Origin of the sequence: Microvirga ossetica (assembly GCF_002741015.1) — a bacterium.
In the GTDB taxonomy this organism is placed as follows: Bacteria; Pseudomonadota; Alphaproteobacteria; order Rhizobiales; family Beijerinckiaceae; genus Microvirga; species Microvirga ossetica.
This window is the reverse complement of sequence record NZ_CP016620.1, coordinates 88,389-112,386: the sequence shown is the minus strand read 5'-3', so window position 1 is coordinate 112,386 and position 23,998 is coordinate 88,389. Positions and strand designations below refer to the sequence as shown.

Annotated in this window: 20 protein-coding genes and 1 pseudogene; 10 read left to right on the top strand and 11 right to left on the bottom strand. The window is 61.5% G+C overall.

The genetic code is table 11. The annotated features are described in order from the left end of the window. Positions 1–116: 116 nt before the first annotated feature. Positions 117–2,249, bottom strand: coding sequence for a hybrid sensor histidine kinase/response regulator (locus tag BB934_RS43415; protein ID WP_237050883.1), 2,133 nt, complete (start codon positions 2,247–2,249; stop codon positions 117–119). A 277-nt stretch (positions 2,250–2,526) separates the two neighbouring features. On the opposite strand from BB934_RS43415, the gene BB934_RS48150 reads away from it, so the two are divergent. Continuing rightward, positions 2,527–2,682 (top strand): response regulator, encoded by a 156-nt coding sequence (locus BB934_RS48150; RefSeq protein ID WP_157934689.1) that lies wholly within the window; start codon positions 2,527–2,529, stop codon positions 2,680–2,682. Positions 2,683–2,794: 112 nt separating this feature from the next. Next, positions 2,795–3,514, top strand: a pseudogene (locus tag BB934_RS43410) (helix-turn-helix domain-containing protein); the annotation flags it as partial. A gap of 59 nt (positions 3,515–3,573) precedes the next feature. Here the strand turns inward: BB934_RS43410 and BB934_RS43405 are convergent. From BB934_RS43405 to BB934_RS43395, 3 genes are all read right to left on the bottom strand, one after another. Continuing rightward, a complete protein-coding gene (locus BB934_RS43405; protein ID WP_099515774.1) occupies positions 3,574–4,272 on the bottom strand; it encodes an IS6 family transposase in 699 nt (232 codons plus the stop codon). Positions 4,273–4,352: 80 nt separating this feature from the next. Continuing rightward, a complete protein-coding gene (locus BB934_RS43400; RefSeq protein WP_099515773.1) occupies positions 4,353–5,129 on the bottom strand; it encodes an SDR family oxidoreductase in 777 nt (258 codons plus the stop codon). 90 nt (positions 5,130–5,219) lie between these two features. After that, a complete protein-coding gene (locus tag BB934_RS43395; RefSeq protein ID WP_099515772.1) occupies positions 5,220–5,945 on the bottom strand; it encodes a GntR family transcriptional regulator in 726 nt (241 codons plus the stop codon). 74 nt (positions 5,946–6,019) lie between these two features. Between BB934_RS43395 and BB934_RS43390 the strand changes: the two genes are divergently transcribed. The 5 genes from BB934_RS43390 (at position 6,020) to kce (ending at position 12,696) form a co-directional block, all read left to right on the top strand. Then, positions 6,020–7,270, top strand: a complete 1,251-nt coding sequence (locus tag BB934_RS43390) for an ABC transporter substrate-binding protein (RefSeq protein ID WP_099515771.1) — start codon at positions 6,020–6,022, stop codon at positions 7,268–7,270. Positions 7,271–7,396: 126 nt separating this feature from the next. Next, positions 7,397–8,272 (top strand): branched-chain amino acid ABC transporter permease, encoded by an 876-nt coding sequence (locus BB934_RS43385; RefSeq protein ID WP_099515770.1) that lies wholly within the window; start codon positions 7,397–7,399, stop codon positions 8,270–8,272. A gap of 5 nt (positions 8,273–8,277) precedes the next feature. Next, positions 8,278–10,794 (top strand): branched-chain amino acid ABC transporter ATP-binding protein/permease, encoded by a 2,517-nt coding sequence (locus BB934_RS43380; RefSeq protein ID WP_099515769.1) that lies wholly within the window; start codon positions 8,278–8,280, stop codon positions 10,792–10,794. 20 nt (positions 10,795–10,814) lie between these two features. Then, complete coding sequence (locus tag BB934_RS43375; protein WP_099515768.1) at positions 10,815–11,747, top strand: 3-hydroxyacyl-CoA dehydrogenase; 933 nt, start codon at positions 10,815–10,817, stop codon at positions 11,745–11,747. Positions 11,748–11,769: 22 nt separating this feature from the next. Beyond that, positions 11,770–12,696: a 3,5-dioxohexanoate:acetyl-CoA acetone transferase gene (kce, locus tag BB934_RS43370; RefSeq protein WP_099516124.1), complete on the top strand. Its 927-nt coding sequence runs from the start codon at positions 11,770–11,772 to the stop codon at positions 12,694–12,696. A 906-nt stretch (positions 12,697–13,602) separates the two neighbouring features. Here the strand turns inward: kce and BB934_RS43365 are convergent. Continuing rightward, entirely contained in the window at positions 13,603–14,238 is a 636-nt protein-coding gene (locus BB934_RS43365) for a PRC-barrel domain-containing protein (RefSeq protein ID WP_099515767.1), read from the bottom strand. Positions 14,239–14,830: 592 nt separating this feature from the next. Here BB934_RS43365 and BB934_RS43360 point away from each other — a divergent pair. After that, complete coding sequence (locus tag BB934_RS43360; RefSeq protein ID WP_162299285.1) at positions 14,831–16,561, top strand: ABC transporter ATP-binding protein/permease; 1,731 nt, start codon at positions 14,831–14,833, stop codon at positions 16,559–16,561. 118 nt (positions 16,562–16,679) lie between these two features. Here the strand turns inward: BB934_RS43360 and BB934_RS43355 are convergent, their stop codons facing one another. Next, on the bottom strand, positions 16,680–17,378 hold the full coding sequence (locus tag BB934_RS43355; RefSeq protein WP_099515765.1) for an IS6 family transposase: 699 nt from the start codon (positions 17,376–17,378) through the stop codon (positions 16,680–16,682). Positions 17,379–17,570: 192 nt separating this feature from the next. Between BB934_RS43355 and BB934_RS43350 the strand changes: the two genes are divergently transcribed. Beyond that, a complete protein-coding gene (locus tag BB934_RS43350) occupies positions 17,571–17,873 on the top strand; it encodes a hypothetical protein (RefSeq protein WP_099515764.1) in 303 nt (100 codons plus the stop codon). 210 nt (positions 17,874–18,083) lie between these two features. Here the strand turns inward: BB934_RS43350 and BB934_RS43345 are convergent, their stop codons facing one another. From BB934_RS43345 to BB934_RS43335, 3 genes are all read right to left on the bottom strand, one after another. Beyond that, positions 18,084–18,443, bottom strand: coding sequence for a transposase (locus BB934_RS43345; protein ID WP_237050928.1), 360 nt, complete (start codon positions 18,441–18,443; stop codon positions 18,084–18,086). Positions 18,444–18,510: 67 nt separating this feature from the next. Further along, positions 18,511–19,401 carry a LysR family transcriptional regulator gene (locus BB934_RS43340; protein WP_099515763.1) on the bottom strand — a complete coding sequence of 297 codons (891 nt, stop codon included), beginning with the start codon at positions 19,399–19,401 and terminating at the stop codon, positions 18,511–18,513. A gap of 60 nt (positions 19,402–19,461) precedes the next feature. Beyond that, positions 19,462–19,716: a hypothetical protein gene (locus BB934_RS43335; protein ID WP_099515762.1), complete on the bottom strand. Its 255-nt coding sequence runs from the start codon at positions 19,714–19,716 to the stop codon at positions 19,462–19,464. A 307-nt stretch (positions 19,717–20,023) separates the two neighbouring features. Between BB934_RS43335 and BB934_RS43330 the strand changes: the two genes are divergently transcribed. Next, the gene (locus BB934_RS43330) at positions 20,024–21,118 is read left to right on the top strand and encodes an IS1595 family transposase (RefSeq protein ID WP_099515761.1); all 1,095 of its coding nucleotides are present in this window, start codon (positions 20,024–20,026) and stop codon (positions 21,116–21,118) included. A gap of 550 nt (positions 21,119–21,668) precedes the next feature. Here BB934_RS43330 and BB934_RS43325 read toward each other — a convergent pair. After that, a complete protein-coding gene (locus BB934_RS43325) occupies positions 21,669–22,745 on the bottom strand; it encodes a tartrate dehydrogenase (protein ID WP_099515760.1) in 1,077 nt (358 codons plus the stop codon). A gap of 69 nt (positions 22,746–22,814) precedes the next feature. Continuing rightward, positions 22,815–23,897: a tartrate dehydrogenase gene (locus tag BB934_RS43320; RefSeq protein WP_099515759.1), complete on the bottom strand. Its 1,083-nt coding sequence runs from the start codon at positions 23,895–23,897 to the stop codon at positions 22,815–22,817. Positions 23,898–23,998: the final 101 nt, after the last annotated feature.

Genomic DNA, 23,998 nt, shown 5'->3' with positions numbered 1-23,998 from the left:
CTGGCGACGGCACCGATGATCGAGAGCGCGGGGGCGGCTTGGCGCGGACTGAACGGACCGCGCTCTCAAAGATGTCCGGGTAAAGCGACCATCGTGCTCTGCCAGTGAACGACCACTTACGATCTGCGGAATGGCACCACGTTGACAGGCTCACAAGCCGGCGTGACGAGCGCCGCAATCGCACTCTCCAGTTCGTTCTGCCGGAACGGCTTGGTCAGCCGCGGAACGGCAAGCCCGCTCCGCTCCGGCAGCTCGGCATGACCGCTGGCCAGTAGGATCGGCATATCAGGCCACTCCGCCCGGATTTGCTCCGCCAACTCCAACCCGGTTATCCCCGGCATGGCATGGTCGGTCACCACCAGGTCAATCGAGGCATTCTCCCGCAGGAGCCGGAGAGCCTCTTTGCCTGAGGAGGCTTCTACCACCCTGTGGTCGAGGTCCTCCAGCATGGCGGCGGTGCCAGTCATCACGAGGGGATCATCCTCGACCAGCAGCACCGTGCAGGTGCGATGCTCTGGGCGGGTTTTCTCGTCGCTGGCCGTTGCTGCTGCAATCGCCGCGCTCCGGGGCAGCCAGATCTCGGCGGTCGTGCCCTTCCCTACCTCGCTTTTCAGCTTCAAGGTGCCGCCTGACTGGACTGCCAGGCCATGGATCATCGACAGGCCCAAGCCGGTGCCCTTCCCGACGCCCTTGGTTGTGAAGAACGGCTCAATGGCACGCGCCAATGTGGCGGCATCCATGCCCATGCCGGTATCGCTCACCGACACGCAGACGTAAGAGCCGGGGCTCACACTGTGCTCGTTCCCGACCGTCACCTCTTCTGTATGCGCCGAGATGGTGATCGTGCCACTGGTCGGCATGGCGTCACGGGCATTCACCGCCAGGTTCAGCAGGGCCATCTCAAGCTGGTTCGGATCGACCTTGACCGGCGGCAGGCCCGTAGGAAACCGGGTCACGATCTGGACGCTCGGCCCCAGCGAGCGGATCAGCAGGTCCGTCATGCTGGACACGAGCTGCGGCACGTCGACGGCTCGTGGGGTAAGATCCTGACGGCGGGAGAAGGCCAGCAGCCGCTGGGTCAGGGCAGCCCCGCGCTGGGCTCCCTGGAACGCTCCCTCCAGCAGCCGCTTGGCGCGGTCATCATCCCCGATGCGCTTGCGCAGCAGTTCAAGGTTGCCGAGGATCACCGCCAGCAGGTTGTTGAAGTCATGCGCAATGCCGCCGGTGAGCTGACCGATGCTCTCCATCTTCTGCGCCTGCAGCAGGCGCTGCTCGGCCGCCAGGCGCTGCTCACTTTCGTGCCGCAACCGGACTAGAGCCTCCTGCTCCGCCTTAGCCCGCTGCAGCGCCAGCCACGAGACAAGCAGAAGCGTCAGGGCTGACAGGAGCGCTACGGCTCCATAAAGCTGGAGGTTGCGGTACCAGCGCCCAAGGACAACATCCGCGTCGATGCCAAAGGCAACATAAATTGGGTAGGCTCCCACGCGCCGATAGGCATAATGCCGCTCGCGCTGGTCCGTGGAGGATACCCCGAACACGACGCCTCCATCGGGTTGGGTTGCGATGCTGCGCATGAGGATGTTGTCCGGTCCCAACCGGGTATAGGTCACCTGGGCGGGCGAACGGGCAAGGATGGCGCCATCCTCGCGGATCAGAGCGGCGGCACTTGGCCCTGGCGGCACTGCCTCCTGGAAGAAGCGGCTGAAGTACTCGGGGCTGAGCGCTACATGGATGATCCCGTCGAAGTGCCGGTCCGGGCTTGAGCGGCGACGGCTGACCGCGAAGGAGGCTGCACGGGTGGCCCTGCCCTGGAACTGAGCGCTGATGTAGGTGCCGACATCCCGCTCGCGCTGCGCCTGGAACCACTCGCGCTCATCGATGGTGACGGCAGGATTCCAAGGCTGGCTGCCGGCCCGCACATGCCCGGTCGCATCCGTGATCCAGATCGAGACGACCTGCTCCAGTGGAGCCTTGATCCTCTGGAGAAAGGCGCTGGTCTCAGGGGCTGCGATCTCGTCCCAGGACAGTCCATGGGTGCGGTCCTCGACCCGCCCGATCACCAGATCGACCGTATCGAACACCTTATGAGCGTGCTCATGCAGGATCGCCGCCGTGCGGGAGATCGTCTCGTCGTTCTCGCGCAGGACCTCAAAGCGGTTCCAGGCTGCCGCGGCAACGAAGACGATAGCTGGGACGAGCAGCGAAGCCACCAGCAGCAGGCGGTGCAGACGGACAGAGGAGATCGACACCAGGGGTTCCGGAAAGGTTTTGCGGTGGAGAAGTCAGGGGGCAGGCTCTGGCACAACAGCGAAAGCCCTTCATTCGACTACATGAGCACCCGACAGCCGCATAGCAAGCTCTTGTTGCCGCCCGTGTTTGCCGGCACCTCACCCAGAAGGTTAGCGGTCGCACTTGCACAGGCTTTACATCAAAGCATCCCCTTAGGTTCGAACTCGGTAGTAACTTGGATCCGAACGTTCGCTCGTTCCGGCGATGCGGAAGAATGGCTAAGGTCGGCGCCATCGGTTGCCAGAGATCGATGGCTGGGTAGTGGTGAAGGCCTACCGCGAGCGCTTCCCTGATCTGCCCGTCCTGTATGTGACAGGCTATGTGGAGCAAATGCGGCCTGTGCCTGGAGGCACTATCATCCCGAAGCCCTATAGGATTGCTCAGGTGAAGTAGTTTGGACTTAATCTGACAGACGGTGTCGTTAAGCTGAGGCATGAGCCGAGGCCGGGCGCGGAGTGGTCGGGGTGCGTAGCGCCCGGCCTCGGCGTTCACAAGGAGCACCGTCATGACCAACGAGCAGAAGATCATCCGCGCCAAGGTCGGCCTGCTGGAGCTGGCCAAGCAACTCGGCAACGTCAGCCAGGCCTGCAAGATGATGGGCTACTCCCGCGATAGCTTCTACCGCTTCAAGGAGCTCTATGAGACCGGCGGCGAACTGGCCCTGCAGGAGCTGACGCGCCGTAAGCCGCTGCTGGCCAACCGCACCCCGCCGGAAGTCGAGGCGGTGATTGTCGATCTCTCGCTGGAGCAGCCGGCCTTCGGTCAGATCCGCCTCGCCAACGAGATGCGCAAGCACGGCCATTCGATCTCGCCGGCTGGCGTGCGTGGGGTGTGGCAGCGGCACGATCTCGAGACGATGAAGAAACGCCTGAAGGCGCTCGAGGCGAAGGTGGCGCAGGAGGGCCTGATCCTCACCGAGAGCCAGCTGGCGGCCTTGGAGAAGGCCAAGGCCGAGAAGGATGCGCATGGTGAGTTCGAGAGCGAGTGCCCCGGCTACTGCGGAGCCCAAGACACCTTCTACGTCGGCACCATGAAAGGGGTTGGGCGCATCTACCAGCAGACCTTCATCGACACCTACACCAAGGTGGCGTTCGCCAAATTGTACGACCGCAAGACGCCGATTACCGCGGCCGATCTGCTCAACGATCGTGTCCTGCCCTTCTTCGATGCCCACGAGGTGAAGTTGTGTCGGGTGCTCACCGACCGCGGCACCGAGTACTGCGGCAATCCGGCTTTGTTGCATTAACTTGAGAAGGGTAAATTGAATCCAGTCGCATGGGTCACTCAGGCCGCGAGACCGAAGAGCTGGTTGACGAGACGGATTTCGCCTGTCACGCCACGCTGTGCCAGGCCGCAATGGCCGCGGCGGATCATCCGCATCACCTCGAAGCCCTTCAGGGTCGCAGCGGCGGTTCTCATCCTCTGGAAGTCGCGGGTCGGCCGGATCACACGCTTGAGCGCACCATGATCCGCTTCGATGATATTATTGAGATACTTCGAGGTGCGATGCTCGACATGTTTCGACAGCAGCCCTTCGCTTTGTAAGCGTCGGATGGCCTTGGGATACGACGCCAGTTTGTCAGTCGTGATCGAGGATGGTGGATAGTCGCTCACCGTCCTCAAGGCTTTGCGCAGGAAGCGATAAGCCGCTCCGGTATCGCGCCGTTCGGACAGCATGAAGTCGATCAACTGCCCATGCTTGTCGACCGCACGAAACAGATACTTCCATTTACCGCCGACCCGCACATAGGTCTCATCGACGCGCCAAGATCCAGACCGATGTCCCCGGTAGCGGCGAACCCGTTTCTCAAGCTCCGGTGCATACCTCTGGACCCATCGGAAAATCGTGGATGGATCGACCGCGACGCCGCGCTCGGACATCATCTCGGCGAGGTCGCGATAGCTGATCCCGTATTTGCAGTACCAGCGCACGCATAGAAGGATGATCTCAACCGGAAAGCGGCGGCGCTTGAACAGGGACAACAGGACGACTCCTCACATAGCCGCCCTATCTATAGCGCCAAGGTTAATGCAACGATGCCTTCTCAGCAACGTGACAAACCCTAAGAGAGCATCTGAAGATCTGCATCGACGGCAATCGCCTGACCGGAGATGGTTCGACCACGAGGTGAGCACAGGAAGACGATCTGGTCGGCAAGTTGCTGGGCCGTCACGTATTCCTTCAGCGATGCATTCGCGAGCGCCGCTTGCTCCATTTCCCCAAAGGAAACGCCTTGCAGCTGCGCCTTGGCTTCCAGCACGCGGCGTTGCCGATCACCTGCCACGATTCCAGGCAGGATCGCGTTCACCCGAATACCGTCCTGTCCGAGTTCGCGGGAGAGAGATTTCGTAAAGCCGATCACCGCCCACTTGGCCGCCGCATAGGGGGAGCGCAGCGGAAAGCCGAACCGTCCCGCGGCGGACGAAACGTTGATAATTGATGCATTCTGGCTCTTTCTTAAGTGAGGAACCGCCAAGCGAGTGCAGTTGAACTGCCCGGTGATGCATACGTCCAGGCAGCGATCCCATTCCTCGGGACTGATCTCCTCCACCCGCCCGGTCGGTCCCGCGATGCCGGCGTTGTTGACGAGAACGTCGAGCCCGCCCAGGGTCCCCAGAGCATCCTCGAAGACCCGGGTCATACCAGCCCGGTCGGCCACGTCCCCATAGGACGTCGTCAGCTTGGGATCGGATGAGGGAATGGCCTTGAGGGCGTCGCGGTCCACGTCACAGGCATGCACCCGCGCACCTTCGCGGATAAAGGTGCGAGCAATCTCAAGCCCGATGCCAGCCGCACCGGCCGTTACCAAAACACGCAGCCCGGCAATGTCGAGATCCATTGTAATCGTCTCCGTCGTTATGACACTCTATTGAAGCCGGAAGACTTGGCGGCCGATGGCGTGAGATAGCATTCCGGAGTCTGGCATTGGCTAATCCATCAGTCGCCCAGTGCTCTCGATGAAGCTGGCGGCTCCCTCGATATCGTCCGCCAGCGCCTTGCGCGCGGTCGCCCCGTGCCTGGCCTCCACGGCCGCCACGAGGCGTCGATGCTGCTCCGCCGCGCCGCCTGTACGAAGTCGGTCCGGTGAGATTTTGAGGTCGAAATTGAGCACCGGCCCGATTTTCAGCCATAGACCCTCGATTATGCCAACCAGAGTAGGCAGACCTGTGGCCCTGTAGACGGCGAAGTGGAATTCCTTGTTGGCCCGGACAGCTTGGTCGGCCTGCGGGTCCGGGCTGCGAGCCTGGTCCAGAAAGGCCTGTTCGAAACGCCGCATGGCGAAGATGTCAGCGTCCGAACGGTTGCGCGCTGCCTCCTCAGCGGCAAAGCCCTCGATGGCCAGCCTGACGGCCGTTAGTTCGCGAAAGCGCACGCGGCTCATCAAGGGCACGCGGACCGCGCGATTGGGCAATACCTCAAGGGACCGGTCCGACACCAGACGGGCGACCGCTTCACGCACCGGCATGATCGATACGCCGAGCGTTTCCGCGACGCTGCGAAGAGACATCTTTTGCCCGGGAGCGAGTTCGCCGCTCATCAGGAGCTCACGCAATTCGGCGTGAACGCGCTCACCTAGAGTGACCCGTTCAAGTCGGCCGATCTGCATGATCGCTGTTGGCGTCTTGGTAATTCGGGGGCTCGACAAGTTGCTCATCTTAAGACAATCTAACTGTGATCACAGATCGCGGCAAGTAACTGCGACAGCTTAATCTGGAGAAGGAAACGCCAATGGTACAATCTTTCGATTTGACCCGCCGTAGGCTCCTCAAGGGAGCTGCCAGCGCCACTGCGCTCGTAGGCATCGGAATGCCCGCAATCGTCAGGGCGCAGGCTGATGTTATCCGGATTGGCCATCTAACGCCGGTCACCGGGTTCCTGGGTCCGCTCGGAGAATTCGCCCAGATGGGCGTGAGGCTCGCGGCCGAGGAGATCAACGCAGCTGGCGGCGTCCTCGGCCGTCCGGTCGAGCTCGTGATTGAGGATTCAGTCAATCCGCAAACCGCCTCGGCCAAGGCCGAACGCCTGATCGAGCGCGACAAGGTCGCGATGATCATCGGCGAAATTTCGTCCGCCTCGGCGCTTGCTATCGGTCAGGTCGCCAACCGAACCAAGACTGTGTTCATCAACACGGGCGCTAACTCGGACGCGTTGCGCGGCGCGAGCTGCAACCCGTTCATGTTCCACATTGAGGCCGCGAACTCGATGATGGTGCTCGCGGTAGGCAACTACCTGAAAAGCGAGAACATGATCAAAGGCAAGAAGTGGTATTCCCTGACGGCCGACTATGCCTTTGGTCACGATCTCTTCCGCGTGGCCAAGAAGTTCGTGACGGAGAACGGCGGCGAGTTCGTTGGCGAGGAGCTTATCCCTACCGACGCCACCGACTTCAGCCCCTATCTCCTGAAGATCAGGCAGGCGAGGCCGGATGTGGTCGCGTCGAACCTGGCCGGCAACCAGATCACCAACTTCATCAAGCAATATGCAGAGTACGGCCTGCAGTTCCCGATCACCGGCTTTGGCTTCGACACGGCGGTCGCCTGGGGCGCGGGCAAGGGCAATTTCTCCGGCATCTGGCCGCTGGTCTGGCATCATCTGGTTGACTCGCCCTCCTCCAAGAAATACGTCGAGGCCTTTACCAAGAAGTACGGCAAGCCGCCCGAGAACCAATCTTGGGGCGATTACAACTCGCTCAAGATCGTCGCTCAATCTTTCTCCGAGCTGAAATCCACCGACCCGCAGAAGCTCGCGGAGCATTTGCGCAAGGGCGCGAAGTTCGACATCCTGAAGAGCCGCGAAGGCTACTTCCGCGCATACGACAACCAGATGGTTCAGGAGATGTACGCGGTCCGGGCGAAGGATGCCGACAAAATGAAGGACCAGTGGGACATTTATGATCCGCTCGGCTCGGTTCCCGGTCCCGGCGAAGACTTGGAGGCCCTTGCTCCGCCGAAGGACGGCGCATGCAAAATGCCGGCCTGAACGGTCGATCACGATGAAGCCGGGCGGCCAAGTGCCGCTCCGGCCTTCCGGAGGCACGACATTCCGTTTTCCTCTCGTGCCGGCTCCTCGTTGCAGGATGCCATATAGTCGGAAAAGGAGTCTCGCTTGGCGGTTATCTTTCTCCTGGAGCAGGTCCTGAACGGCCTTCTGGTCGGCGCATACTACCTGCTGATTGCACTTGGTCTTTCACTTATCTTTTCGCTTGGCGGAATCGTGAATCTCGCCCACGGGGCGTTCTACGCAATCGGGGCCTATCTGGCCGTGTCGCTGGCGCCCTGGATCGGATTCGGCGGGGCTTTCCTTGTATCCCCCGCGCTTGTCGCTCTGCTGGGCGTCATCATTGAGCGCGTCTTTTTCCGAAAGTTCTATAGGGCGGACCCGATCCTGAGCCTGCTTCTAACCTTCGGTCTTGCGATGATCATCGAGCAGAGCCTGCGGATGATCTTTGGGGCCGCTCCCCTGCCGTTCTCGATCCCACCCGTTCTCCGGGGGCAGGTCTTCGTCGGCGATTTCATCTATCCGCGCTATCGCTTGATCATCTTCGGCGTGGCGCTTGCGGCGGTCACCGCCACCTGGTTCCTAGTCTACCGCACTGCGTTCGGCCGCGTCGTGCGGGCAGGCGTGCAGAATCCCGATATGGTGGGGGCACTCGGCATCTCCCTCCAGCCCTATATGACAGTCGTGGTGGCACTCGGACTTGGCCTTGCGGGTCTCGCAGGCGTCCTGCTTGCGCCGATCTCGGGCGTGCATCCTGCCATGGGAGCCGAGATCCTCACCGCAGCGTTCGTGGTGGTTGTAATCGGCGGTCTGGGATCCTTCTGGGGCGTGATCGCGGCGGCCGCCCTCGTGGGCGTGGTCCGCGGCCTCACCATTTATTTCTTTCCGCCCGCCGGCGAGGCGTCCATGTACCTGCTGATGGCGCTCGTGCTGCTTCTGCGCCCGCGCGGGCTGCTCGGCGAACGCATCCAGAAATTCGAGTAGGCTCCATGCGCAAGGATTACTGGCCTCTCCTCATCGCGGCACTAGCACTTGCCGCGCTGCCCTTTATCCTCGATCCGCTAGGCCTGCCTCTCCGCTCGTCCATCGACGTGGTGCTGTTTGCCATCGCATGCCTGGGCCTCAATGTTCTGGTCGGCTATACCGGACTCGTCTCCTTCGGCCATGGCGCATGGTTCGGGCTCGGAGCTTACGCGGCGGCGTTGAGCCAACTCAACTGGTTCCCCGGGGGCGTCATTCTGCCGACGCTTTTCGCGATCGTGTTCATCGCCGCCGCTTCGTTCCTCCTGGGCGCCCTCATCCTGCGCCGGCGCGGCGTCTACTTCTCCCTGCTGACGCTTGCCTTGACGGCCATGCTCTTCGCCGTCGCGTATCGCTGGACGTCTCTCACAGGAGGCGAAAGCGGCCTTGGCGGCGTGGTGCGCGCCAACATGCTTGGCCTCGACCTGAACTCGGACTGGACATACTACTGGGTCGTCGCCGGCGTCGGGCTGCTAATCTGCTTCATGCTGGTGCGCTTTCACAGCTCGCCCATCGGCACGGTCCTCGTGGCGATCCGCGAAAACGAGCAACGCGCACGGTTTCTGGGTTACCCGACCAATCGCTATAAGCTCGTTGGGTTCGTGGTCTCGGCAACCGTGGTCGGACTTGCGGGCGTCCTGTCCGTCTTCAACCACCGTTTCGCCTCGGCCGAGCCTTTGTCGGTCGCCTTCTCGGGCGAATTGATCGCCATGGTGGTGATCGGCGGGATGCGCAGCTTTCTCGGGCCGGCGCTTGGCGCGCTCTTCTACATCCTGTTTCGCGAGTTCTTGTCCATCTGGACTCCGCATTGGCTGTTCTATTTCGGCATCCTCTTTGTGGGCTTCATCATGCTCTCGCCCACCGGCCTGGTCGGCGTGGCGCAGCGCGTCATCGCGCCGTTCCGCCGGAAGGTGACCGAAGAGGCCGCCATGGCCGGGCGCACGCTGACGGATGAGCCCCTGCCGTCGTTCCTGAGACCACGGGATCACATGGACGGCGTCATCCTCGAGGCGCGCGGCATCGCGAAAAGTTTTGGTGCGCTCAAGGCGGTGCAAGGTGTCAACATCGCCGTGCGCGACCGCTCACTTCATGCCCTGATCGGTCCCAACGGCGCGGGAAAAACCACGGCCTTCAATCTGATTTCGGGGTTCTACACGCCGGACGAAGGCGGCGTTTTTCTCAAGGGCAAGTCGATTGCCGGTCTTTCTCCGGAAGCAATCACCCATGCGGGCATCGGGCGCTCCTTCCAGATTACGAACCTCTTTCCGGCCCTGAGCGTGGAAGAAAATCTTCGGCTTGCCATCCAGGCCCGTCACGCGCGGCGCTTCGATCCTTGGACGAATGCCCGATCAATCGACGAGATCGAAGCGGAAACCTCGGCGGTGGTCCGGTATCTGGGTGTGGCCGGCATCGAGCGGGCCGAGGCCGGCGCGCTCTCATATGGCGGACAGCGCCTCCTCGACATGGGCCTCGCGCTTGCGACGAAGCCGAGGGTTCTGCTGCTGGACGAGCCTCTCGCGGGGCTCGCGGCGGCCGAGCGCCAACGCATCGGCGACATCATCAAGCGCATCTCTTCGGACGTGCCGATGCTGCTTGTGGAGCACGATATCGACCGCGTGTTCCAGATCGCGGACGCGGTCACGGTGATGAACGAGGGACAGGTTCTCGTGGACGGCACCGTCGAGGATGCGCGCTTGAGCCCGAAGGTCCAGGAGATCTATATCGGCTCGGGAGCCGCGACGGTCGCCGCCAAGCCCAGGGAAAGCGCGGTCGAGCCCGCGATGCTTTTAACCGCCGACCACATCAACACCTTGTACGGCAAAAGCCACGTGCTGGTCGACGTCTCGTTCGACGTTCACAAGCACGAGATCGTGGCGCTGCTGGGCCGCATCGGGGCCGGGAAGTCAACGCTCCTCAAGACCTTGACCGGCATCGCAAAACCCGCGTCCGGGTCGATCGCACTCGACGGCCAGGAGATTGCCGGTCGGCCGTCCCACGAGATCGCCCGGCTCGGCATTGGCTACGTGCCGCAGGGACGCGGGCTCTTCGCAGGGATGACGGTGGGCCAGAACCTCGAACTCGGCAGGCTCAAGCGGGAGACGGGCCACGGCATACGGTGGGACCTGGACAGGATCTTCGAGTACTTCCCCCGCATCCGCGAGAGGATCGATACGCCGGCGGACTTCCTGTCCGGAGGCGAGCAGCAGATGGTGGCGGTCGCCCGCGCGCTCTCAGGCGATGTGAAGGTGCTCCTCCTCGACGAGCCGTTCGAAGGTCTTGCGCCGACCATTGTCGAGCAGCTCTTCGAGAGCTTCGACAAGCTTCGGCACGAGGTCTCGATCATCATCGTGGACCACCACCTCGATCTTGCGCTCGCTCTGTCCGATCGGACGGTGGCTCTGGAACGAGGACGGGTCATTCATGAGGGCCCGTCGAAGGATCTGCGCGACGATCTCGCGCTGCGCCGCAAGGTGTTGTGGCTGTAGGCCAAGAAGGGGAGGCTTGAATGGCAAGTGTTGCGATCATTGGCGCTGGGCTGATTGGCCGATCCTGGGCGATCGTGTTCGCTCGGGCTGGCTGGCAGGTGCGCGTCACGGATCCGGAATCTCGGACGCTTGAGAATGCGTCGCGGCTCATCCGCGAAGGGCTCGAGGAACTGGCCGTCCACGGCCTCGTGACGGATCCGGCGCTCGCGGCAGAGCGCGTCGCAATCGTGCAGTCGCTTGCGGATGCGGTCAGCGGCGTGGACGTGGTTCAGGAGAACGGTCCCGAGCTCGTCGACACGAAGCGGGCAATCTTCGCCGAGCTCGACCGGCTATGCCCCGAGCATGCCATCCTGGCCTCGTCGACCTCCGCGATTGTCGCGTCGCGCTTCACGGAAGAGCTGCCGGGACGCGCTCGCTGCCTGGTCGCGCATCCGGTAAACCCTCCCCATTTGGTGCCGCTCGTCGAGCTCTGCGCCGCCCCCTGGACGGCGCCGCAGACCATCGAGCGGGCACGCCGGATCTACGAGAGCATCGAGCAGGTTCCGATCACGGTAAAGCGAGAGGTCGAGGGCTTCGTCCTCAATCGCCTTCAGGGGGCGCTTCTGGCCGAGGCTTTCCGGCTGGTCGGGGAAGGCGTGGTCAGTCCTCAGGATCTCGACAAGACCTTGAAGGACGGCCTTGGCCTGCGCTGGTCATTTATTGGCCCGTTCGAGACCATCGAACTCAACGCGCCCGGCGGCATCGCCGATTACTGCAAACGCTATACCGGATTCTACCGCAGTCTCAGCGCGGACCCGGCAAAGCCCGATGTCTGGGATGAGGAGAACGTGAGCCGCATCCTGCACGCCTGGGGCGCAATGCCCAGCGCCGATACACTCGCGCACCGCTCCGCCTGGCGAGACAGGCGCCTGGCTGCCCTGAAGGCGCACAAGCAATCCCAACCCGAAGCCTGATTTGACGAAAGAGAACGATTCCATGGCCCGCAAAGTCATTATCACCTGCGCCGTCACAGGGGCGATCCATACGCCGTCCATGTCCCCTCACCTGCCGATCACGCCTGAGGAAATTGCAGAGGCAGCCATCGGCGCGGCTGAAGCCGGCGCCGCGATTGTGCATCTGCATGCGCGGGACCCACAGAACGGCAAGCCCGATCAATCACCGGAAGCGTTCGCGCCTTTTCTGCAGGTCATCAAGCAGCGTTCGAACTGCGTCATCAACATCACGACCGGCGGCGCACCCACCATGCTGGTCGAGGAGCGGGTACGGCCCGCAGCCCATTACAAGCCGGAGGTCGCGTCGCTCAACATGGGATCGATGAATTTCGGTCTCTACCCGATGCTGAACCGATTCAAGGAGTTCAAGTACGACTGGGAACTCCCCTACCTCGAAGGTTCTCGTGACCGCATTTTTCGCAATACCTTCACGGATATCGAGTACATCCTGACCACCTGCTCGGAGAACGGCACCCGGTTCGAGATCGAATGCTACGATATCGGGCATCTTTATACGCTGGCCCATTTCGTCGAGCGCGGCCTTATCAAGCCGCCTCTCTTCGTCCAGAGCGTTTTCGGCCTGCTCGGCGGCATCGGACCGCATCCGGAGGATGTGGCGCACATGAAGCGCACGGCCGACCGGCTGTTCGGAAGCGATTATCAATGGTCGGTGCTCGGCGCAGGCAAAAACCAGCTCACTATCGCAGCTCAAGCGGCGGCCCTGGGAGGCAATGTCCGGGTCGGACTGGAGGACTCCCTCTGGATCGGGCCCGGCAAGCTAGCGGAATCCAATACTCAGCAGGTGAGACTGGCGCGTCAGATTCTCGAGGGGCTTGGACTCGAGATTGCCACTCCTGACGATGCGCGCAGCATGCTGGCGCTCAAAGGAGGTGACCGCGTCAACTTCTAGCGATCGGCCTTGATCGGCTTTCGGCACCCATCGTCAGCCTTTCGGGCAAAATGCTTCCCTTCGGACGCCTTGTTACGCACGCACGAAGACAGCGGGAGGCTCCGCCCGGATCACAGAGCTGCTGGCCAAGAAGCCGGCGCGGGTGGTCTCGGTGGCGTTGGCCAACAAAACGGCTACGATTGCTTGGGCTCTCCTGTCCAGAGGAGAAGTCTACCAATCTCCCGCACCGGCTGCCGTTTGGGCGGCGTCACGGGTTGAGCCTGCGTTGAAGAGCTGATCTTGACCTTGGTTTAGAGAGGCGAGCGCATATGTCTCAAGCCACGAGAGCTTCTACTGACCAGTGTCGCGGCAGCTGGCCTGTTAGCCGGTACGCGGCAGTCGGTGCAGGTCCAAGAACAGTCGCAGACTGGAGAGCATGAGGAAGAACGGGTAACGGCGTGAGCCGGTCTCGCGGTCAGGTGTTTCAACAAACAGGAAATGCTGACTCCACGCATCGATGCTGATGAAGGACGATCCTCGCACAGGAAGCACCCATCAAACCGTCATGCACATGCACCCGAGATGGCAAATGACCCGAGAGAGGCAAATTCACCATGCCAGAGACGCCGAGCCCTGCCGGCATTGTGATGGTGACCTGTCTTACCACGTTGAAGTCGGCCGGCCCCGATGGGAACCTGTGCTCTTGGTTGATCCATACGGGACCGAGCCGCTCCTCCTCGCCTTACGGCCAGACAGTGAGACGAGCCCCGGACGATCGCATCCACATGTAATCTGGGGCACGGGCGAGGCTCTGTGCATCCCATCCGATGACGGAAGGGAACCCTGTCGCCAGTGCGCCTGCTTCAATTTTCCGGCAGCTGAATTGGCCTCTATGCCCCCGGATCGGCGATGTGATGAGACCCTCTTTCAGGGCCTTTGAGTGGCCGTTGGCGCAGTCGGAGCTGGATTTTCGGAGCTCAGGGTCCTGTCACTCACGTTGTCCTGGAAGGCAGGGGCATTCTGGAGTTGCTCTTTGGTCATCTTCAGAATGAGACGGTCTGGAATTCCGTTATCATGTCGTGCAGCTGCACTGGTTCCCGAAGGAAGAGCGGCGGCCGGTGCTCCAGGTTCAACGTCAGCAGCGGGTGGAGATGGATTTGGCGACCCTTCGGCCAGTGGCGCTACCTCTGAGTTCGCTGCAACTGCTCCAGGTTGGAACAGTAGCATGGACATCGGAACAGCGACGTCCTTTTCCCCAATTCCCAAGAAGCCTCCCACGCCGATGATAACCGCCGCCACCTGCCCACTCTGACTGATCAGAACATCATTGATCGCGCCGATGTTCTCGTTGTTAGCTCCGTAGATGCGCGTACCACGCAGGTTGGTTGAGCGAAACTGATCCGGCTGGCGATGCTCTAGGAAGAGCTGACCTTTGGTTCCTGAACCTATCACAGAAGCGCCCACGCCTGCAGGGGGCTGTTGTGACAAGGGCGTCTGCGCGCCCGCATGTCCAGCCATTATCAGAACGGCCACAAGGCATGTCCCAAGATAAGGTTTGAACATGTGTCCTCCTTAACGCGACTTGGATTGATTTTGCACTGAACCGGTCGTGGGTACAACGTGCTAAGGTATCGTTTCGCTGGGAAGACGAGCGCTCACCAGATGTTCACACCGATATGAGGTCTGAACCCTGAGTGAGGGATATCTCCCCAACGAAGTTCCCACGAGGCATCGATTTCGATCGTTGTTCCGTTATCGTTATACTATCCATATCGAGAATGCCAACTCCAAAGAGGGGCTCGGCGTCTCAAAAAAGCTCATGTGGGCAGTAAGGTTCTGTCGTGCGTGGCCACAGACGAACTAAGTGCATTCGTCCGCGCCCGCAGGGCCCAGCCTGCCCCAGCAGGTTTTGGATAGAGGAGCGGGCAACAATCCGTGCCACGACAGATGCATGCATGAATCAAAGGGCCTGTCGGGCCGCCATAGCCCTCTTCCCGCCGCCGCTACCGGCGTTGAGCAAGAGGCCAATCTCAGTCCGCCGATTGAGACGGTCGAAGCTGTCGAGCAGGCGACCCAGCACGTCCTGAACGCGGAGGCTGACGGACCTCCACGCGGAGAAGGCGTTGCCGAGGATCTCTACCATATCTTCCGTGACATGTTGCAAGGTCGGACAGGCTGGCCGGTCGTCCGACTCGTCCTTGCCATTGTCGTGGTGCTCATCGGCAATATGTTCGGGCAGGTTCGGCTGAACGAGTGGAACGGCGCATTCTTCGACGCTGTTGAGAAGCGGAACTCTGTGGCGTTCCTCAACCAGCTCCTTGTCTTTCTCATCATCATCGCCGCCTTGCTGGCACTGGTTGTGGCCCAGACTTGGCTTCAGCAACGGCTCAAAATACGCCTAAGGGAGCGACTGACCCACACCCTCTTCGATAGCTGGCTCCAGCCAGCCCGAGCCTACCAGCTGGGCCACGTTGGTCCTTCCGGCTCCCAAGCCGATCAACGTCTACAGGAAGACTGCCGGCTGTTCTCGGAATTTACCACCGAGCTTGGCGTGGGTATGCTCCAGGCGCTTCTTCTGCTTGTCAGCTTTCTCGGCGTCTTGTGGACACTCTCCTCCTACGCCAGTTTTGAGTTTGAAGGGCGTGAGATCGTGATCCCGGGCTACATGGTGTGGGTCGCTGTCGCTTATGCCGGTATCGGGTCAGGGTTGACGTGGCTCGTGGGCCGGCCTCTCATCCGCCTGAACACCGAGCGCTATGCGCGAGAAGCGGATCTGCGCTTTGCTATCGTTCGAGTGAGTGAGAGTGCCGAGAGTATCTCCCTCTATTCCGGGGAACCGGACGAACGTCGCAATCTCAATAGTTTCCTTGACGCTGTCCTCCTGTCGACCCGCCGACTGTCTGGCGCTCTGGCCCGATTGACCTGGATCACGTCGGGTTACGGTTGGCTCGCCATCGTTGTACCGATCCTTGCTGCCGCCCCAGGCTACTTCAGCGGGCGGCTATCTTTCGGCGAGATGATGATGGTCGTCGGAGCCTTCAACCAAGTTCAGGCCGCCTTGCGATACTTTGTCGATAACTACCCCAAAATCGCAGACTGGCGATCGGCCGTGTTGCGACTGGCAGGATTTCGACAGGCTGCGCTTGATCTCGATCGTATCGCGATGGGCACTCGACGCATCGAGATTTGCAATCATCCCGACGGGTGGCTCAGCTTCGAACACCTTTCCATTGCACTGAATGATGGTAGCATCCTCATCGAGGAAGCGACGGCCGAGGTCCGTACCGGCGAGCGCGTTCTGATCATCGGAGTCTCTGGATCGGGCAAGAGCACGCTGTTTCGCGCGATCGCCGGGCTTTGGCCCTGGGGATCTGGCATTATCCGTACACCTTCTGGCAGTGACATGATGTTTCTGCCGCAACGGCCCTATCTGCCGCTTGGCAGTCTCCGCTCGGCGATATGCTATCCCGCAGGCCCTGATGCGTTCGACGATGCAACAGTCAAGGCGGCGCTGCACCGGGTCGGCTTGCATGAATTTGCTGGGCTGCTCGATCGCGCCGAGCGCTGGGACAGATCGCTTTCGCTTGGCCAACAGCAGCGTGTCGCCTTCGCGCGCGTCCTTCTCCACAAGCCGCAATGGATCTTCATGGATGAGGCCACATCGGCTCTTGACGACGATAATCAAGCCTCAATGCTGGCCATATTTGCGCAAGAGCTCGCGCGTGCATCGGTACTGTCCATCGGCCATAGGCCCGGCTTGGATCAGTTCCATACCCGCACACTGCATATCCGCAAGACCGATGAAGGCGCCATTCTCCTGGCGCTCCCGGTTCCTGCGAGAAGCCGATCTTGGCTTCGCTGGTACCGTCGGAACCATGCAAAATAAGTTGGCACTCCCTGTATGCGCATTGATTGAGCAGTACATTGCAACTGCGCGGGCTATGACGAAGGGCACCGTTGCAGTAACTTGAAAACGGCATAACGGACCCAGTTTAACGGGCCACTCAGGCAGCAAGACCGAAGAGCTGATTGACAAGACGGATTTCGCCTGTGGCTCGACGCTCCCGCCCGATGCAATGGCCGCGGCGGATCATGCGCATGATTTCAAAACCCTTCAGCGTTGCGGCGGCGGTTTTCATGCTCTGGAAGCCGCGCGTCGGACGGATCACCCGCTTAAGCGCGCCATGATCCGCTTCAAGGATGTTATTCAGATATTTCGAGGTGCGGTGTACCACATCTTTCGGCAGAAGCCCTTCGTTCTGCAAACGCCGAATCGCCTTCGGATATGAGGCCAATTTGTCGGTCGTGATGGACGAAGGAGGATAGTCGCTCACCGCCCGCAGGGCTTTGCGCAGGAAGCGATAAGCCGCTCCGGTATCACGCCGGCCGGACAGCATGGAGGCAATCAACCGACCGTGCTTGTCGACCGCGCGAAACAAGTACTTCCAGCGCCCTCCAACCCGCACATAGGTCTCGTCCACACGCCATGATCCGGAACGGGAACCCTGATACCGGCGAACCCGCTTCTCGATCTCGGGCGCATAGCGTTGTACCCAGCGGAAGATGGTGCTTGGTTCAACCTCGACACCGCGCTCGGACATCATTTCAGCCAGATCGCGATAGCTGATCCCGTACTTGCAGTACCAGCGCACGCACAGCAGGATGATCTCAACCGGGAGGCGACGGCGCTTGAACAGTGACACGGGGGCGGATCCTTGATGAACCGCTCCTCGCTATACGGCCGAGGTTAATGCAACGGTGCCGTGCTGATGGCCCATTGAGCTTACTATTCGGAAACGCCCATGCCCCATTCCATACTCGCTTGGCCGGGGCGGCACGCCCGTCATCCTTTGGATTGAGGATGAGGAGGTGTCACGGCGATATTGAGATTTGTGATGGCAACAACCGAGAGGAAACTGATGGCCGCGACACCTGTGACCTTCATCGATGTTTACCGCATTCACGCGCAGGACGCTCGTGAGCTTGCTGACATGAAGCTGAGGCTCATTGGGATAAAGCTGTACATCCATGAAGCTGCCCCCTTGATACGGTGGTCCATAGCCGACCTTGCGGAGACCATCACCAAGCAACCTCTGATCAGAACTCAAAACTACATCGTCGCTATTCATGGTCATGAGATGAGTCGCGAGGTGGCAAAGTTCGCACAGAGCGAGGACGGGGATCCAGGTGACCAGTGACGTGGCGAGGATTCGGGACCTGTCGGGGGCTTCGTTGCACGAATCGGATTGTGCACGCGTTGAACGCGGCCCGTAGGCCGAATTCAGGCGATGCGGACGCACTTCGGGCGTCCAAGCTCAAGCATCCGGTTCAAGGCATGAACGGCGATGGCGACCTCGGCCATACGGCGTTGATCCGTCCGCGAACGCAAAGCGTCTCCGATCACTCGTTTAAGCCGGCTGATGGATGCCTCCACCAGGGCTCGTCGAGTGTACCGGGACCGCTTCTGCCAGCCCATGCGTCCATGCTCGGCAATGCTTTGGAGATGGCCGGTCGCGCTGGGTCGGAGCGCTCTCTGCCATGCCACTCGGCACCGCCGTTGATCGTGGCAGGACGATCACGTCAGCATCAGGGTGGCGCTCGGCGACGGTAGCGTAGACCCCCTCCTGATCGTAGGCTTCATCACCGGTGAAGGAGGCGAGTGGATCAGTGACCTGGTCGAGCAACGCCTCGACCTGCGAGCCATCGTCGACATCATGGGGCGTCAGCTCTGAGGCGAGAATCTGCCCAGTGCTTGCATCGACCCCGATGTGCAGTTTGCGCCAGGATCGGCGTCTGCCGCGTTGCCTGAGATCGGCCCCGTGTTCAGGCCGAGCTTTAATAGGCCCAGCGCTGCGCCTTCGTGACGAGGAAGTCGCGAAACACCTGAACCCGCGCGACCGAGCGCATTTCTTCCGGATACACCAGGTAGCTGTCGAGCGCTGGCATGTCGACCTCCTCTAGAACCCGTCGCACCTTCGGGTTGTCGCCCATGGCATAATCCGGCGCCATGCCGATCCCGGCGCCCGACTCGATCGCATGTCGGAGAGCCAGGCTGTCATTGACCACAAACCGACTCGCGCGTGGCGACTTGGGGTCTCGCCCGAGGGTTGGCAGGCGGTGCAGGTCGAGGATGAAGGCAGGCTGGTGGCCGCCCAGGCAAACAATGCGGTGCTGGTCGAGATCCTCCAGGCACTTGGGCTCGCCGAAGTGATCGAGATACGCGTGCGCGGCATAGGCATGGTAGTGGATGGTGAACAGGCGCCGCTGGATCAAATCCGGCTGTACCGGACGCCGGAGCCGGATCGCAAGATCGGCCTCGCGCATGGCAAGGTCGAGATCGTCGTTGGTCAGGATCAGCTGCACGTTGACCTCCGGGTAGAGGTCGAGGAATTCCGCGATGCGGTTGGTGAGCCAGATGCCACCAATCCCGACGGTTGCCGTGACCTTGAGATCGCCGACGGGCCGTTCACTGGTTTCGGCGAACCGCTGTCGCGTCACCTCCACGGACCGGCGCATGTCGAGCGCTGCCCGGAACAGCGCATCACCATGCTCGGTCAGGATGAGACCACGGGCGTGACGATGGAAGAGCGGAACGTTCAGATCCCGCTCCAGGGCACTGATGCTGCGGCTGAGAGAGGACTGGTTCAGGTCGAGCTTTTCACCAGCCCGGGTAAAGCTCCCGGCTTCCGCCACCTCATAGAAGAGTTTGATCTTGTCCCAATCCAAGGCAGTCCCTCGCGATGACAGCGGAATACGGGGACGGGAGACGTGGCGTCCCCGTTGACGTCAGCCTGTGAGACGTTGGGCGTTCGCCTGCACGTGCCGGCGGTATCCCCGCACGACATCATGGGCCGACCCACCGGTGGCCAGCGTCGTCGCGGCCTCGCCCAGCGCAAAGACCTTCTCGGACACCATCCGCTCGGCCTCCACCATGGCGGCCGGTCCGCCGAGGGTCAGACGGGCCAGCCTGATCCCGATGATGGTTTGGCTTTCCAGTGCCAACAGTGCCATGTCCGCAGCAAGGTTTAGAAGAAGGATCATCGGACACCTGCTTGACAAAAGGGGCCGCTCCGAAGAGCGGCCAAGTTCAGGGAGGAAACGCCCCGAAGGGCTGCAACAGCAAAGACGCATGATGCTGCAATGCACAATATATGTTGCAATGCACAATAGACAAGGTCAGCATTGCCGCAGGGCGTGGTGTCCTGAACTCCACCAGTAGAAGGGGTCAGCGCAAGATCTGTGCCCAATGATACGCCGGCATTATCAACCAAAGACAGCTTTTCCTTTGCAGCTAAGCTTTTGCGTGCGTTTCTGAACCCCAGACTGATGATCGGATCAGGAGGTCGCAATGGATCTGTCTGTGCGCGAGGTACTGGCGAGGATCACCACAGTGCCGGACATGGTTAGAGCCTTCCAGGATGAGGATCATTGTCGGCACTTGCTCGAGGCCTTGGTCTGGCCGTCCGGACGAATTTGCCCAGCGTGCGGCTATCGCCGCTCTATTGCCCTAACCGGCCGGGAGAAAGGGAGGCGAGCACGCCCAGGACTCTACCAATGCTCGAGCGGCACCTGCCGGTTTCAGTTCACAGTCACCACCCGCACGCCGCTGCATGCGACGAAGCTGCCCCTACGGACCTGGCTATCGGGCCTCTGGCTGATGCTGCAGTCGGACAAGGGCATCTCGTCAATCCGTCTGGCGGAGGCGCTCGGCGTCAGTCAGCCGACGGCTTGGCGCATGGGGCATGCCCTGCGCCTGATGGTTGGGCGCGAGCAGGCGCTCGATGGCGAGGTTGAGATCGACAGCGTGTATCTGGGTGGCAAGCCGCGGCGGGAGATGAACTATTCTCCACCCGGGCGTGGACGCAAAGGCCAGCCGAAAACCTTGAAAACACCGGCGCTTGTGGCCGTGCAGCGGCCTCCGGATGTGAGCGTCGGTTCGCCGTCCGGTGAGGTTCGGGCAGCCGTGATTGAGGACCTGTCGGAGTCCGAGGCTGACCGGGTTCTCACGGATGCCGTTGATCCCGCGGCACATCTGATGAGCGATGAATGGAAGACATTTGTGTCCTTGGGGAGCGCCTTTGCGTCCCATGACACCGTCCATCATGAGGCTCGCGAGTATGCCCGCGGGCCGGTGCACATCAACTCAGCCGAGGGCTTCAACGATCGGATCCGCCGCACGGTCTCAGGCGTGTTTCACCACATCAGTCCGCATCACGCGGATCTGTACTTCAACGAGATCGGTTTCCGCTGGTCGCAGCGGGTGGTCACGGGCCAGGCGCCGCGACGAACGCGCAAGGGACGGTCGGTGACCAAGACCTTGTGGGCGCGAATACCGCCTGCTCTGCAGCTCCCAGCGGTGTTTCGCTTCGCTATCGGACGGGAGATGCGGCGGACGAAAGCCGGTGGGATCGACCTCGTCTCGAAAGTAGCTGTCTTTGGTTGATAATGCCGGCGTATCATTGGGCACAGATCTTGCGCTGACCCCTAATTCCTCGCTTTCGAAGCCTATCCCATCAAATGCTGCCAGGTTGCGCTGGGCGTTCCGCATCTGGCGAGACAGGTTCCGCGCCGCGGCCGGGTTCAGCTTCCTTAGGTAGGCGGTCTCTCGAATTAGATAGGCCCGGGCGTTCTCTGACAGCCCGACGCGCATCAAGCCGCCTTGCCATTGGCAATGGTCTCGATCTCGTTAAGGACGTCTTCCATATCGTGAGACTGGCCGCTGGCGATCTGCTGGCACCGTCAACTTACCTTAGTAAAGACCGCTTACCGCGGTTCTCAGCTATTCCGCGATGGGTCTAAGCAATTGAAAATGCGCGGCTCGCTCCGGACCTAAACACCGCCAAGAGCAAGTAAAAGCGTTAAGTTGACGGTGCCCCCTGCGGCGGCTCCGGCAGGTTCGGAGGCACACATTGAGCCGGGTCAGCCGCCGCGATGGAAGCGTCGAACAGCGATTGCAGGATTGCACGCGGCTGGAGCATCGGCGTCGCCTGTTCTTATGCGTTATCGCCTTGGATGGCCGCGATGACAGCATCCGTGACCTGACGGGTCGTGGCCTGGCCGCCGAGGTCCGGCGTGTGCAGCGACGGATCGGCCGTGACCCGTTCGATCGCCCGCATCAGGCGCTCGGCCGCAGGCTGCTCACCCAGATGTTCCAGCATCATGGTTGCCGTCCAGAACGTGCCGACGGGGTTGGCGATGCCCTTGCCGGTGATGTCGAAAGCCGAACCATGGATGGGCTCGAACATCGACGGGAACTTGCGCTCCGGATTGATGTTCGCCGTCGGCGCGATGCCGAGCGAACCCGCAAGAGCCGCAGCCAGATCGGACAGGATATCGGCATGCAGGTTGGTGGCCACGATCGTGTCGAGGGTCTGCGGCTTCAGGGTCATGCGCATCGTCATGGCATCGACCAGCATCTTGTCCCAGGTCACATCGGGATAGTCCTGCGCCACCTCGGCCGCGATCTCGTCCCACATGACCATACCGTGCCGCTGGGCATTTGACTTGGTCACGACGGTCAGCAGCTTACGCGGACGGGAGCGTGCGATCTCGAACGCAAACCGCATGATGCGGGTGACGCCGGCGCGGGTGAAGATCGAGACCTCCGTCGCCACTTCCTCGGGCAGGCCCCGGTGGGAGCGCCCGCCCTGCCCGGCATATTCACCTTCGGAGTTCTCGCGGACGATCACCCAGTCGAGATCCTTCGCCTCCACATTGCGCAGAGGACCCTGAATACCAGGCAGAATGCGGGTCGGGCGCACATTGGCGTATTGATCGAAGGGCTGGCAGATGGCGAGGCGCAGCCCCCAAAGCGTGATGTGGTCTGGCACGTCGGGCGCGCCGACAGCGCCGAAATAGATGGCATCGAACTTCTTCAGGGTCTCGCGACCATCCTCCGGCATCATGATGCCGTGTTTCTTGTAGTAGTCGGACCCCCAGTCAAAGCTCTCGAAGTTGAGGTTGAAGCCCCCGTCGCGGTCCGCGAGCGCCTGAAGAACCTCGACCCCGGCGGCAATGACTTCCTTGCCGATGCCATCACCAGGGACGGCTGCGATCCTGTAGCTATTCATCGTTGTATCCTTCTAGCTGCGGCCGCTGACATGCGGCGGCCAAGAGTTGACGTCGTTCTTGTGCTTGGTTCACCCGATCGCCTCGGCCACGGCCTTGCCCGCGGTCTCGGTTCCGGCATTGCCGCCGAGGTCGCGCGTGCGCAGGGTTCGCTCGCTGAGCACGTCCTCGATCGCCTGGACGATCGCCGCGGCCGCTTCGCCCTCGCCCAGGTGCTCCAGCATCATGGCGCCCGCCCAGATCTGGCCAATCGGGTTTGCGATCCCCTGCCCTGCAATGTCCGGAGCCGATCCATGCACCGGCTCGAAAAGCGACGGGAAATCACTGTTGGGATTGATGTTGCCCGAAGGCGCAATGCCGATCGTGCCCGTGCAGGCGGGACCGAGATCGGAGAGAATGTCGCCGAAGAGGTTCGAGGCCACGACCACATCGAACCAATCTGGATGGAGCACGAAGTGGGCGGTGAGGATGTCGATGTGGTACTTGTCCCACTTCACATCCGGGTAGCTCTTAGCCATCTCCTCCACGCGCTCGTCCCAATAGGGCATCGTGATCGAGATGCCGTTCGACTTCGTAGCCGAGGTCAGATGCTTCTTGGGCCGCCTCTGCGCGAGGTCGAAGGCGAATTGCAGCACGCGGTCAACGCCGATGCGCGTCATCACAGTTTCCTGGATGACCACCTCACGTTCCGTGCCAGGGAACATCTTGCCGCCGATAGAGGAATACTCACCTTCCGTGTTCTCGCGCACGACCCAGAAGTCGATGTCGCCGGGTTTGCGGTTGGCGAGCGGTGTCGGCACGCCGGGCATCAGGCGCACCGGACGCAAATTGATGTACTGGTCGAACTCGCGCCGGAACTGGAGCAGCGAGCCCCAGAGGGAGACGTGATCCGGGATCTTATCCGGCCAGCCCACCGCGCCGAAGAAGATGGCGTCGTGAGAGCTGACCTGCTCCTTCCAGTCCTCCGGCAGCATGCGGCCGTGCTTGGCATAGTAGTCGTAGGACGAGAAGTCGAAGTGGTCGAGTTGCAGGTCGAAGCCGAACTTCTTGGCAGCGGCCTCGAGGACACGTACGCCTTCGGGCGTCGTTTCCTTGCCGATGCCATCGCCGGCAATGACAGCCAGCCGATAGCGCTTTTTTTGATCCGGTGACATGTGAGGTCCTGTCCGTCAGTAAAAGTGTGCCCGAAAGGTCGATATGGGATTGCGCGGCCGCGACCTGATAAGGGCCTCCGACCACGCGGTTGTCAGCCACT